Genomic DNA, 12,775 nt, shown 5'->3' with positions numbered 1-12,775 from the left:
CCGCCCGGGTGGGTGTCGGTGTTGGTGCCAGTGCCGGTGTCCGCCGATCCGGTGACAATGACGGCGGCCGGGGGCTCTTCCGGCGGCGGTCGAGGGGCTCAGCCGACGACGGTCGGGGCGTCCCGGCCGGATCCGGTGCCGGACGGGCCTTCGACGGCGTCCGCCTCGGCCTCGTCCTCGTCGCGGGGGAGGGTGGCCCGGCGCAGTCCCGGGACCAGGACGGCGGCCAGCACCGCGGCCACGGCGCACACCGCGCCGTTGACGACGGCGGCACCGGCCGGGTTGAACCAGCGTGCCACCAGGGCGACTTCGACGTCCCCGAGCACGTTGCCGGTGGTGCCCTGCGCGGTGACGACGCTCACCACGCGTCCGCGCAGCCGGTCCGGGGTGTGGTGCTGGACCAGGGCGTACTCGAGGATCTCGTACACCGTTCCGGCGGCGCCGCCGACGGCCAGCATGAGGACGGCGGTCCAGACGCTGTGGCTCAGGCCGAAGCCGATGGTGGCGAGGCCGCTGGTGAGCGCGGCGGTGAGCAGCAGCCGTCCGGGCCGCCCGTGCCGGGTGACCCAGCCGCTGGTGGCGGAGACCAGGACGGCGCCCACGGCCGGGGCGGTGTAGAGCAGACCGAGGATCACATCGCCGCCCCCGAAGCGGGTGGCGACCAGCGCCGGGAAGAGCACCACCGGAAGGTTGAACAGCACGGTGATCCCGCCCAGGCCCAGCAGCGCCCCCACCACGCGGTTGCGCAGCGCGAACCGGAAGGCCACGAGGGGGGAGCCGCCGTCCTCGCCGTCCTCGTCGGCGTCCTCGTCCGCCACCGGCGGCAGGGGGCGTACGCGCAGGATGAGCAGGGCGGTCACGGCGGTGGTGACGGCGGTGAACGTGAACACCGGCCCGGGACCCCCGGCGGCGAGCAGCACACCGCCGAGGAGCGGGGCGCAGATGGAGCCGATCTCGCCGGTGAGGGAGATCAGCGCGCCGGCCGCCGGGAGCTGGTCCGGGCGGACCAGGGTGGGCGCCACCGCCATCAGGGCGGTGACACTCACTCCGGTGGCCAGCCCGTCCAGGGCGACACAGCCGTAGATCCCCCACAGGCTGGGGTCGGCCAGGAACGCGTTGACCGCGAGGCCCGCGAAGGCCGCCGCGGCGGCCGCGCGTGCCCGCAGGATGAGCCTCCTGCGGTCCGTGCGGTCGGCCATCCAGCCGCCCCACAGCGAGCCCAGCAGCACCGTCACGCTCATGACCATGCTGGCGACGGCGACGCTGAAGGTCGACTCGGTGAGGTCGTACACCTGCGCGGACAGGGCGACGGTCGCCATGCCCAGGCCGAACAGGGACACCACCCGGGCGACGAAGATGGCCCGGAAGTCCCTGCTGGTGCGCAGGGGTTCGACGTCGACCAGGAGGTCACGCACCCGCACGGGGCGCTCCTGCGGGGGCGAGGAGCGTGGCCCAGTCGGTGAGGGTCGGGCGCTGGGCGAGCTCGGCGAAGCCGACCTCGGCGCCCTGCGCACGCCAGCCCTCCACGAGCGTCATCATCCGGACGGAGTCCAGGCCCTGGTCGAACACGTTCTCGTCGACGGCCACCTCCTCGGCCTCGACGTAGAGGAGCTCGGCGAGGTCGTCGCGGAGGCGGTCGAGGGTGAAGGGCTGCGGCCCGGAAGTGTCGGTCATGGTGCTTCCTCTCCTGATCAGTGCTGCGTTCCGGTTAGGTAAGGCTTACCTAACAATCTATTCTTGGCCCGGTCAAGTCGGTCCGTTCCCGCCCCGGTTGCGGCCGGTGCCGGCGAAACCCCCGAGTGAAAGAGCCGATGACACGGTGACTCCTCCCTCCGCGCTCCGTCCCGCGCCGACCGCGCTCCGTCCCCCGCACCCGGTGGTGGTGCGCGCGGCCGGACCCGGCGACGTGGCCGCCCTGTACCGCCTCTCGCGCGCGTTCGCCCGTACGGGAGAGCTGCGCGCGCGGTCCGCGACCGAGTACGCACGCGACACGGGCGACTTCCTGATCGCCGAGTCCGCCGCGGGCGGTGTCGAGGGATGTGTGGGGCTCGGATGCGGCCAGGGCGCGGCGGCCCGTACCGCGGTCGTCTACAACTTCTGTGTGGCGGCGGCCAGTCAGGGCCGGGGTGTGGGTACGGCCCTGCTGGCAACGCTGCTCGCCGAGGCGGCGGCCCGCTCGGTCGGCACGGTCTTCACCGCGACCAGCGGCGGGGCCGCCCTCTTCCTGCGGCACGGCTTCACCGTGGTGGACCCCGCCACCGCGGCCTGGCCGGCCGGCCTCGATCCCCGCCCGGGGTCGAGCGTGCTGAGCCTGCGGCTCTGACCCGGCGGGGCGGGGCGGTCCGCCTCAGGACCGCCCGGCCAGGCTCGCCGGGCGCATGTCGGTCCAGTGCTCGTCCACGTAGGAGAGGCACTCCTGCCGGGAGTCCTCGCCGTGGACCACGGTCCAGCCCGCGGGAACCTCGGCGAAGGCCGGCCACAGCGAGTGCTGGTTCTCGTCGTTGACCAGGACCAGGTAGCGGGCGTCGTCGTCCTCGAAGGGGTTGGTGGCGGCCATGGGGGATCTCCTCGTGGGGATGGGGGTGTCGTGTGTGCGGGAGGGAAGGTGCGGCCGGGCCGGGTCCGTCCGGCCCGGCCCGGCGACATCGGCGGTCTCCGCCGGGTCGCGCACAGATCGCGCACAAGATTCTTACTTAGGTAAGGCTGGCCTAACATTTCCCAAGTTCGGGGAGGTGTCAAGCCCCGCCCCGGCCGTGTGACATGCGCCCCGAAGGAGCTGTTGCGCGCTCAACTTCTGGCCGGGCCCCGGGAGAGCGAGGGCACGCCGCCGTACGGCGGCGCACGCCGTGGTGTGCGGACGCTATCCGACGACGGGCGCCGTCCGCTCCCGGACGTAGGCGCCCGGGGTCCGGTCGAAGTGGCGCCGGAACGCCAGGATGAAGCCGTTCGCGCTGACGAAGCCGACCCGGGCCGCCACGGCTCCCACCTGGTGTCCCTCGGCCAGCAGAACCAGGGAGTGGTTGAGCCGCGCCCGGGTGCGCCACTCCGAGAAGGACAGTCCGGTCTCCACCCGGAATGCCCTGCGCAGACTGGTCGAGCTGGTGTACAGCGCCTCGGCCCACTCCGTCGCCGTCCGCTGGTCGCCCGGGTCGCGCAGCAGTGCCACGGCCACCGCGCGGGCCGCCGTGCTCACGGGTCGTGGCAGGGGCAGCCGCCGCTCGTCGCCCGCCAGTTCGGCGAAGAGCGCGGTGTCCTCGGGTGTCGCCCCCGAACTGCGCATACGGGCCAGCAGCAGCCGCCTTCTGGCCTCTCCGACGGGCACGACCGACGCACGTGTGCAGGGCAGCCGGTAGCGCTCGGCCTCGAAGCTCTCGCTGACCACCAGCGAGTCGGGGTCGAAGCGCGCGCTGTGCGGCACGCCCGCCGGTATCCACAGGCCCACCGCCGGAGACAGCACATGGTCCGCGTCCCGCACCGTCACCACGATCCGGCCCAGCGGCACGTACAGGAACTGGTGGAAGTCGTGCACGTGCACGGGGTGCCCCTCCGTCGTGACGCACGAGTCGTCCGTGTGCTCCGGCGTTCCGTGCGCCGACGCCCCCGTGTCCGTGTGCTCCGCCGACTCCGTCCGAACCGCGCTCTGTGTCACGAGATCCCCCAGGTGTGCGGGGCCGGACATGCGACCCCTGGTTTCGAGGCCTGTGCCTCTGCGTTGTATCGACGCCAGGCAAGGTAAGGGTAACCTAACTTGCCGTACGACTCGTGAGGAGCGGAAGAAATCATGACAACCACGTCCCCGCCGGTGGCGACGTCGCCACCACCGGCCAGGACCCGCTTCTCCCGGGGCGCCGCCTGCATGGTGCTGGCGGCGGTCGCGGTCGCGGCGACCCTGATCGCGAGCATCGGACTGGGCTCACGCCACATCTCCCCGCTCGACATCGTGCACATCCTGCTCCACCCGAACGGCGACCTGTACAACTCCCATGTGCTGTGGACCGAGCGCATTCCGCGGACCTTCCTCGGGCTGCTGGTCGGCGCGGCACTGGGCGCCTCCGGACTCATCATGCAGGCCCTGACCATGAACCCGCTGTCCGAACCCGGCCTCCTCGGCATCGAGCAGGGCGCGGCCCTGGCCGTCGTCGTCGGCATCCTCTACCTCGGGGTCACCGACCTCCAGGGCTACTTCTGGATGGCGCTGACCGGCGCCGCGCTCAGCGCCGTACTGGTCTACCTCATCGGCACCCGCACCAACACCGGCAGCTCCACCATCGGCCTGATCCTGGCCGGGGTCGCCCTGGCCGCCGTGATGTCCTCACTGATCACACTGATGGTCGTGCGCGACGACGCCGCCTACGCCCATCTGCAATTCTGGTCGGTCGGCCAACTCACCGGCCGCGCCGCCGTGCTGGACGACGTGCTGCCGTTCGCCGCCGCCGGACTGCTGCTCGCCCTGCCCCTCGGCCGCACCCTCAACGTCCTCAGCCTCGGCGACGAGACCGCCCGCGGACTCGGCGTCCCCGTCGAACGCGCCCGCCTCGCCGCCGCGGCCGTGGCCGTCCTGCTGTGCGCCGCCGCCACCGCCGCCACCGGCCCCGTCGCCTTCGTCGGCCTCGTCGCCCCGCACTGCGCCCGCATGCTCGCCGGGCCCGACCACCGCTGGTCGCTCCCGCTGTCCATGGCCCTCGGCGCCGTCCTGCTCACCGGCGCCGACACCGCGGGACGGCTCGTCATCGACCACGGCGAGATCCAGGTCGGCGTCATGACCGCCGCCGTCGGCACCCCCTTCTTCGTATGGCTCGCCCGCCGCCGCAACCTGGTACGGGTGTGATGGCGACCGCGATCCGCGACATACCGTCCGCACCCACCGTCTCCCCACGGGCCACCGCCGCCCGGCTGCGCGCCCGGCGCCGCGCGCACAACCGCAGGACCGCTGTGGTCACCGCCGTGCTCGCCGTGTTCCTGCTCGGCTTCACCACCGCCTCCGTCCTGCTCGGCGGGGTCGCCCACATCGCCGCCGCCGACGTCCTGCCCGCCGCCCTCGGCCTGCGCACCGGACTCGCCGACTACCTCATCTTCCAGCTGCGCATGCCCCGCGCCCTGGCCGCCCTGCTGTCCGGCGCCCTGTTCGGGCTCGCCGGCGCCCTCTACCAGCGGATCGTCCGCAACCCGCTGGCCACCCCGGACATCGTCGGCATCTCGGCCGGCGCCGGCGCGGGCGCCGCCACCGTGCTGCTGCTCGCTCCCGCCGCCTTCACCTCCGGCCCGCCGCTCGCCGCGCTGGCCGGGGCCTTCACCCTGCTCGGCGCCGTGTACGCGCTCAGCCACCGGGGCGGCGTGGACACCTACCGGCTGGTCCTGGTCGGCATCGGACTGAGCGCCGTGTGCACCGCCTACACCAACTACCTCTTCACCATCGCCGACCAGAACGACCTCGCCGTGGTGATGCGCTGGCTGATCGGCAGCACCAACGGCGCCGACTGGCAGGGCGTGCGCACCCTCGCCCTCGGCCTCGCCGGCTGCCTGGTCTGCACCGCCCTGCTGTACCGGCCGCTGTCCGGCATGGCACTCGGCGACCAGCTCGCCACCGGTCTCGGCACCCGGGTCCGGCCGGCCCGCGCCGCCGCCCTGCTGGTCGGCGCCGCCGCCGCGGCCCTGGCCACCAGCGTCGTCGGACCCATCGGCTTCGTGTCGCTGATCAGCGGCCCCATCGCGGGCCGGCTGGTCGGCGGCGAACGCGCCCTCGCCCTCGCCCCGCTGGTCGGCGCGGTCCTCGTCGTCGGCGCCGACGTCCTCGCCCAGAACGCGCCCCTGATCAGCCCGGTGCCCACCGGGGTCCTCACCGCGCTGCTCGGCGCGCCCTACTTCGTCTGGCTGATCCTTCGGCGCAGGCACGGAGCCGTCTCGTGAACGAACAGCCCCTCACCACCGGGCCGCACACGCTCCAGGCACGCGGCATCACCGCCGGATACGGCGACGCCCCCGTCATCGAGGAACTGTCGCTCACCGTCGAGACCGGACGCGTCACCGCCCTCGTCGGCCCCAACGCCTGCGGCAAGTCCACCCTGTTGAAGTCCGTCGCCCGGCTGCTGCCCGTCAGCCAGGGCTCGGTGCTGCTCGACGGCGCCGACATCCACTCCCTGCGCACCCGGGAAGTGGCCCGCCGGCTCGGCATCCTGCCGCAGTCCCCGATCGCACCCGAGTCCATCACCGTCGGCGACCTGGTGTGGCGGGGCCGCCACCCGCACCGCCGGTTCGGGCAGCGCCGCACCGAGGCCGACGACCTGCTGATCGCCGAGGCGCTGGCGGCCACCGGCACCGCCGAGCTGATCTACCGCCCGGTCGACGCCCTCTCCGGCGGCCAGCGTCAGCGCGTGTGGATCGCCCTCGCCCTGGCCCAGGACACCCCGACCCTGCTGCTCGACGAGCCCACCACCTATCTGGACATCGCGCACCAGATCGAGGTGATGGACCTGCTGGCCGACCTGAACGAACGCACCGGCAAGACCATCGTCCTCGTCTCCCACGACCTCAACCAGGCGGCCCTGTACGCGCACACGATCGTCGCCATGCGCGACGGACGCATCGTGCGCCAGGGCCCGCCGGCAGATGTGCTCGACGAACGCACCGTGGCCGAGGTCTTCGGCCTGGACTGCGTCGTCGTGCCCCACCCCCGCACCGACCGGCCCCAGATCTTCCCGCTGGGCAGCCGCCACCTCATCCAGGAGAACAGAACGTGAACCGCCTGACCAGAGCGGCCGGCCGCCGCGGCGCCGTACGCACCCTCCTCGCCGTCGCCACGGCCCTGGCCCTCGCCACCGGCTGCTCGGGATCCGGGGACGACAAGACCGGCTCCGAGCCCGCGGCCACCGCGGCCGGTTCCGCGGCGTTCCCCGTCAAGCTCACCAACGCCTGGGGCACCACCGAGGTCGCCAAGAAGCCGGTCCGGGTCGCCACCGTCTCCGACGGCGACACCGACATCGCCCTCGCCCTCGGCATCGTCCCGGTGATCACCCCGGACGCCGAGGACGGCGGCCCCGTCCCCGCGTACAAGCAGCAGGCCATCGACAAGCTCGGCAAGTCCAAGCTCAAGACGTACGACGACACCGACGGAACCGACTACGAGGCCGTCGCCGAAGCCGCCCCGGACGTCATCCTCGGCGTCAACACCTGGGCGATGAACACCGACTACGCCAAGCTCAAGCCCATCGCCCCCGTCGTCACCTACGCCGACAAGAAGGACGCCGACACCCTCACCTGGCAGGACCGGCTGAAGATCGCCGCCAAGGCGCTCGGCATGACCGACAAGGCCGAACAGATCATCGCCGCCAACGAGAAGGCGTTCACCGACGCGGCCGCGGCCCACCCCGAGTTCAAGGGCAAGACGTACACCTACGCGGTCGTCCACCCCGAGCAGATCACCTACGCCTCCTACGCCGACCAGGACCCCGGCGTCTTCGAGGGACTCGGCCTGACCAAGGCGCCCAACGCCAAGAAGTACAGCGCCGACAAGAACGCCGTCAGCCTGGAGAACCTCGACGAACTGGAGGCCGACGTCCTGCTCATCACCTACCCGTTCGGCGACAACGGACTGGTGTCCGCCTCCGAACTGGAGAAGAACAAGCTCTTCGCGTCCCTGAACGTGGTCAAGGGCAAGCACTACGCCGTCGTACCCTCCGAGAACACCCTCGCCTCCGCCGTCGCCTACCCCGACGCGCTCAGCTCGCCCTGGGTCGCCCAGAAGCTGACGCCGATCCTGGCCGACGCCGTCGCCGGCAAGTAGCACCCCCGCCAACCGCCACCGCCGTCCGCCGGACCGCACCCGCACCGGTGGCCGGACCCCGCCCGGGACCCGGCCGCCGACGGGTGCCGCGCCACCGGCCGCACCACACCCCGCCCCCACGGGAACGCCCGTGGTACGAAGGAGCCCGCATGCCCACCCGCAGCCCCCGTTCGGTCGCCACATTCCCCATCGTGCTCAGGGAACTGACCGTGCTGCGCGCCGAGAACATCACCCCGGGAATGCGCCGCCTCACCCTCGGCGGAGAACAGCTCCGCGCCTTCACCCGCGACGGCCTCACCCTGCCCCAACTGCGCACCGAGGGCTTCGACGACCACGTCAAGTTCTTCTTCACCGACGAGCACGGGCGCCTCGTGCTGCCCCGGCAGAACGTCAGCAGCCTGGACTGGCCCGCCGACGGCCGCCCGGTCTCCAAGGACTACACACCGGTGCGCTTCGACCCCGACGCCGGAGAGATCGACTTCGACTTCGTCCGGCACGAGGGCGGCATCGCCTCCGGCTGGGCCGAACGCGTCAAGCCCGGCGAGAGCGCCTGGATCGCCGGACCCAAGATGTCCCACAGCCATCCCGAGGGCGCCGACTGGCTGCTCGTCGCCGGCGACGAGACCGCGCTGCCCGCCATCGGCCGCTGGCTCGCGGAGATGCCCGAAGGCACCCGTGCCAAGGTCTTCGTCGAGATCGGCGAGGACAGCCACCGCCAGGAACTGCCCACCCGCGCCGACGCCGACATCGTCTGGCTCTCCCGCGACGGCGCCCCCGTCGGCACCACCGGCCTGCTGGAGCAGGCGGTCCGGGACACCGAGTGGCTGCCCGGCACCGTCTTCGCCTGGGTGGCGGGCGAGGCCGTCACCCTCAAGGGCATCCGTCGCCATCTGGTGACGGAGCGTCAAGTACCGCGCGAGCAACTGGACATCACCGGCTACTGGCGGCGCACCGAACCCACCGCAGCCGGAACCCCGGCGGCCGAGGAGGACGAGGAGGACGACGCCCACGAGCGGCTGCACGAACTGACCGACCTCGCCCCCGGCTACGCCATCCGCGCCGCGGTCACCCTCGGCGTCTTCGAACTCGTCGCCTCCGGCGTCCGCGACCCCCGCCGACTGGCCGCCCGCACCGGCGCCGACCCCGCCACGCTCACCGCGCTGCTCGCCTATCTCGCCTCCCTCGACGTCCTCGCCGACGACGGAGAGGGCGGCTACCGGCTGGCCCCGGTCGGCGAGGAACTCGTCGACGACGACCACTCCGCCTACGAGTACCACCTGGGCGGCGCCCAGGCCGCGCTCGACGCCTCCTTCAGCGGACTCCTGCACACCCTGCGCACCGGCGAGGCCGGCTACCGCACCCACGACGGCCGGACCCTGGCCGGCGCGATGACCGACGATCCCCGCCTGGCCGGCACCGCTCGCGCGGCCGTCGAGGACCACGCCCGCTGGGTCGCCCCCGGCGTCGTCGGCGCCCACGACTGGGCCTCGGTGCCCGCGCTGACCGCGACCGGACACGGTTCGGCCACCGTCGTCAACGCCCTCGCCAAGGCGTTCCCCCGGCTGCGCGCCCGGATCGTCGCCATGCCCTCCGCCCTGCGGGTGCTGCGTGAGGAACTGCTCGACACCGATGTGCTGCCGCGCGTCGAACTCGTCCCGCGCGCCTCCGGTGTACCCGAGGGCGCCGAGACCCTGCTGATGTGCCGGCAGCTGGAGTGGCTGCCCGACGACGACGCCGTACAGGTCCTCACCGAGGCCGGTGCCGGACTGGCCGCCGACGGCACACTGGTCCTGGTGGAACAGGTGACACCGGCCGACCCCGACGACATCGACGCCGTCGTGCACCATCTGCGTCTCAAGTGCGCCTTCGGTTCGGGCGTACGGGACGCGGAACACGTCGCCCGCCTCGCCGAGCGCGCGGGTCTGACGGTGCGCACCTGCCGGGACATCGGCTGGGACCACCGCCTGTGGGTCATCACCCCGGCGCGGGACTGACACCGGGGCGGCTGATATTCGCTGGACACCGCGCAGGGCAGCGGCAAGCGTGGGAGGCATGGAGCAGGCAGAGCAGGCAGAGCAGGCAGAGCAGGCAGAGCTGTCGGAGATCTGGGACGAGGACACCGCGCGGAGCTACGACACACCCGGTTCGGGCATGTTCGCGCCGGAGGTCCTGGGACCGGCCGTCGAGTTCCTGGCCCGGCTCGCGGGGGACGGGACGGCGGTCGAGTTCGCCGTCGGCACCGGCCGCGTGGCCGTCCCGCTCGCGGAGCGGGGAGTCCCGGTCACCGGCATCGAACTGTCACGGCCGATGGTGGAGCGGCTGCGCTCCAAGGCGGACGAGGCGACGATCCCGGTGGTCATCGGTGACATGGCGACGACCGTTGTACCGGGGGAGCACACCCTCGTCTACCTCGTCTACAACACGATCTCCAACCTGCTCACCCAGGCCGAGCAGGTCGAGTGCTTCCGCAACGCCGCCCGCCACCTCGCACCCGGCGGGCGGTTCGTGGTCGAACTGTGGGTGCCCGAGCTGCGCAAGCTCCCCCCGGGCCAGGCCGCCACCGTCTGGCAGTCCGAGCCCGGCTACATCGGCCTGGACACCTACGACACCCTGCGGCAGCGGGTCGTCTCGCACCACTTCCGCTTCGACGAGACCAGGCAGGCGCGGCTGGCCCGCAGCCCGCACCGCTACATCTGGCCGGCCGAACTCGACCTCATGGCCCAACTGGCCGGTCTCGAACGGGAAGCCCGGTACGCGGACTGGACGGGAGCCGAGTTCACCGCCGAGTCACGGTCCCATGTCTCCGTGTACCGGCTCCCGGAGCCGCGGTAGCCACCGATGCGTTCGCGCGCACGGACATCAACTGCCCTTGCTGCACCGGCCGGTCCCGTCCCCCCAGTCCGTGACCGTCCCCTCAGTCCGTGACCGTCCCCTCAGTCCGTGACCGTCTCGTCAGACCGTGACCGTCTCGCCGTCCGGGAACGTGACCGTCACCAGCCCGTCGTCCCCGCGCTCGCACCGGACCGACTCGCGCAGGACCCAGGGGTGCACGACGTCGCGGGTCAGCACCACCAGGGTCACATGGACGCTCTCCCCGCCCGGGTGGCGCACAGCGCGCAGGTACGGCGTCGCCGAATGGGGACCGCAGGCGTTGGCCTCGGCCTCGCGCGCGACGCCCGCGTCCTCGTCCCAGCCGTACAGCGCGGCCACGGCGCTGGTCAGCCCCGACTCCGTACGGGCCAGCGCCCAGCCGGGCCCCCGCTCCACCTGGGGACGCGCACCGTCGGCGACCGCGTATCCTCCCTCGCGCACCGTCACGCCCTCGGGTGCCCGCACCCGGTGCACGCGCAGCTCCCACGGACCGTGCAGCACACTGGTCGACTCGATCGGGAACTCCTCGTCCGAACCGGCAAGTTGCGCGAGGTGACGCGACGACGCCCGGCGTCCCGCGCAGGCGAGCGGGAGGATGCGGCGGCGCCGTGAGGGGGTGCCGCCGGCGGAGAGCAGCGCGATGTGGTTGTCGACCGTGCGGGCCCATGCGTGCGGCGCCGACTCCGGCGCGGTGGCCGTGGAATAGGCGAGCTTGGCGTAGTGGGGATCGTCGCTCCCCGGTCCGTCCGGCGGGTTGTGGTCGCTGCCGTGGTTGACCAGGCGGACGACTCCGTCGTGCGGGGTGCCGTGCAGCAGCCAGCCCGGCGCGGGCAGAGCCGTGTACTGCGTGGACTGCTCGACGGGGAGCGGCAGTTCACGGTCCGTCCACACCGGATGGTCGGCGGGCAGCAGCAGGCCGAGGAACCCCTTGCTCGCCCAGTACGGCGACGCTGGCCCCGAGTACGCCTGCGTGGCGGGCAGGAACGTCCCGTACCAGCCCAGCGGCAGCAGCCCCCGCTCGTCCGGCACCCCCCGCTCGGCGAAGTGCCGGGCCGCGCCCGAGGCGAGGCGCCGGGTCAGGCCCGGGGCGAGCGGGGTGCAGTCGGCGAGCGCGCCCAGCCAGACCGGCGCCGTCGCCGCGACGCGGTACGTCAGCGACCGGCCCTGGTGCACCGGCGCGCCGTCCGCGCCGAAGAACTGCGGGTAGGTGGTGAGGAACTGGGCCAGCCGCTCCCGGTAGACGGCGCCGCGCCCGCCGTCCCCGTCCGGTCCCGCCATGCGGGCCCACAGGAGCGGGTACAGGTGCATCGCCCAGCCGATGTAGTAGTCGAAGTTGCGGCCGTCGCCGTCCGTGTACCAGCCGTCGCCGACGTACCAGTCCTCGATCCGGTCGAGCCCGGCGTCGATGTCCTCCTGGCTGTACGGCGCGCCGACCGAGGCGAGGAACTGCTCCGACACCACCTGGAAGAGACGCCAGTTGTTGTCCCAGGTCCGGGCGCCGACGAAGCCGGAGAACCAGTCGACGACCCGCTCCTGCACCCGGGAGTCGAGCCGGTCCCAGATCCAGGGACGGGTTTCGTGCAGGGCGAGCGCGACCGAGGCGGCCTCCACCATCTGCTGGGAGCAGTCGGTGAGCACGGGCCAGGCCTCGTCGCTGTCACGGTCCGTGCCCGTTGTCAGACCCCGCGTGTACCTTTCGATGAGATGGGAGACGGCCGTGGGATCAGTGCCCTCGCGGTCGTCCTCGCCGCCCGCGCCCGCGATCCGGAAGGAGGCCAGCAGAAATGTCCGAGCGAACCCTTCGAGGCCGTCTGAGACGACCCCTGACCAACTGGCCCGGCCCGGCAGCCGGTACTGCGCGAAACCGGGAGTGGCGTAGGGCAGCAGGGCCGCGAGCTGCCGGTCGGCCAGGGCCTCCCAGTGCGCCCGCGTCCAGCCGGTCAGGGGGGAGCGGACACGGTCGGTGGGCGGGAGGGGGAAGTGCGGGGCGGGCATGGTGGTTCGCTGGCTCCTTCGTCGGACGGTGTGCGATACGGGTGACCGGGGGCGGCGGTCCGGTGGCTGCCCTGCCGGTCCCGTCACCCCGGGCCTCGTGGGCCGGCGGGGCAGAGGGGGCCGAGGTCC

General features: G+C 72.9%; 12 protein-coding genes. 7 read left to right on the top strand and 5 right to left on the bottom strand.

Translation table 11 applies throughout. From position 1 onward, the window contains the following. Positions 1-98: 98 nt before the first annotated feature. Complete coding sequence (gene entS, locus R4Z62_RS00365; protein ID WP_491518784.1) at positions 99-1,421, bottom strand: enterobactin transporter EntS; 1,323 nt, start codon at positions 1,419-1,421, stop codon at positions 99-101. Beyond that, positions 1,408-1,674 carry a phosphopantetheine-binding protein gene (locus R4Z62_RS00360; RefSeq protein WP_382846435.1) on the bottom strand — a complete coding sequence of 89 codons (267 nt, stop codon included), beginning with the start codon at positions 1,672-1,674 and terminating at the stop codon, positions 1,408-1,410. The genes entS and R4Z62_RS00360 overlap by 14 nt, the downstream gene beginning before the upstream one ends. A 145-nt stretch (positions 1,675-1,819) precedes the next feature. Between R4Z62_RS00360 and R4Z62_RS00355 the strand changes: the two genes are divergently transcribed. Continuing rightward, on the top strand, positions 1,820-2,323 hold the full coding sequence (locus tag R4Z62_RS00355) for a GNAT family N-acetyltransferase (protein ID WP_491518783.1): 504 nt from the start codon (positions 1,820-1,822) through the stop codon (positions 2,321-2,323). 24 nt (positions 2,324-2,347) lie between these two features. Here the strand turns inward: R4Z62_RS00355 and R4Z62_RS00350 are convergent, their stop codons facing one another. Next, entirely contained in the window at positions 2,348-2,557 is a 210-nt protein-coding gene (locus R4Z62_RS00350) for an MbtH family protein (protein WP_018566024.1), read from the bottom strand. 303 nt (positions 2,558-2,860) lie between these two features. Further along, entirely contained in the window at positions 2,861-3,679 is an 819-nt protein-coding gene (locus tag R4Z62_RS00345; RefSeq protein ID WP_491518782.1) for a helix-turn-helix transcriptional regulator, read from the bottom strand. A gap of 102 nt (positions 3,680-3,781) precedes the next feature. On the opposite strand from R4Z62_RS00345, the gene R4Z62_RS00340 reads away from it, so the two are divergent. The 6 genes from R4Z62_RS00340 (at position 3,782) to R4Z62_RS00315 (ending at position 10,612) form a co-directional block, all read left to right on the top strand. Continuing rightward, the gene (locus R4Z62_RS00340) at positions 3,782-4,828 is read left to right on the top strand and encodes a FecCD family ABC transporter permease (RefSeq protein ID WP_491518781.1); all 1,047 of its coding nucleotides are present in this window, start codon (positions 3,782-3,784) and stop codon (positions 4,826-4,828) included. Further along, entirely contained in the window at positions 4,828-5,907 is a 1,080-nt protein-coding gene (locus R4Z62_RS00335) for a FecCD family ABC transporter permease (RefSeq protein WP_079158775.1), read from the top strand. Before R4Z62_RS00340 ends, R4Z62_RS00335 begins: the two co-directional genes overlap by 1 nt. Further along, a complete protein-coding gene (locus R4Z62_RS00330; RefSeq protein WP_491518780.1) occupies positions 5,904-6,737 on the top strand; it encodes an ABC transporter ATP-binding protein in 834 nt (277 codons plus the stop codon). The genes R4Z62_RS00335 and R4Z62_RS00330 overlap by 4 nt, the downstream gene beginning before the upstream one ends. Further along, complete coding sequence (locus R4Z62_RS00325) at positions 6,734-7,780, top strand: ABC transporter substrate-binding protein (RefSeq protein ID WP_382846424.1); 1,047 nt, start codon at positions 6,734-6,736, stop codon at positions 7,778-7,780. The genes R4Z62_RS00330 and R4Z62_RS00325 overlap by 4 nt, the downstream gene beginning before the upstream one ends. Positions 7,781-7,929: 149 nt before the next feature. Next, the gene (locus tag R4Z62_RS00320; RefSeq protein ID WP_491518779.1) at positions 7,930-9,774 is read left to right on the top strand and encodes an SIP domain-containing protein; all 1,845 of its coding nucleotides are present in this window, start codon (positions 7,930-7,932) and stop codon (positions 9,772-9,774) included. 58 nt (positions 9,775-9,832) lie between these two features. Further along, positions 9,833-10,612, top strand: coding sequence for a class I SAM-dependent methyltransferase (locus R4Z62_RS00315; RefSeq protein ID WP_491518778.1), 780 nt, complete (start codon positions 9,833-9,835; stop codon positions 10,610-10,612). Between the two features lie 120 nt (positions 10,613-10,732). Here the strand turns inward: R4Z62_RS00315 and R4Z62_RS00310 are convergent, their stop codons facing one another. Further along, positions 10,733-12,646: a DUF2264 domain-containing protein gene (locus tag R4Z62_RS00310; protein WP_491518777.1), complete on the bottom strand. Its 1,914-nt coding sequence runs from the start codon at positions 12,644-12,646 to the stop codon at positions 10,733-10,735. Between the last annotated feature and the right edge of the window lie 129 nt (positions 12,647-12,775).

Source organism: Streptomyces sp. PL-25, assembly GCF_058344915.1.
This window is presented reverse-complemented; position numbering and strand designations above follow the sequence as displayed.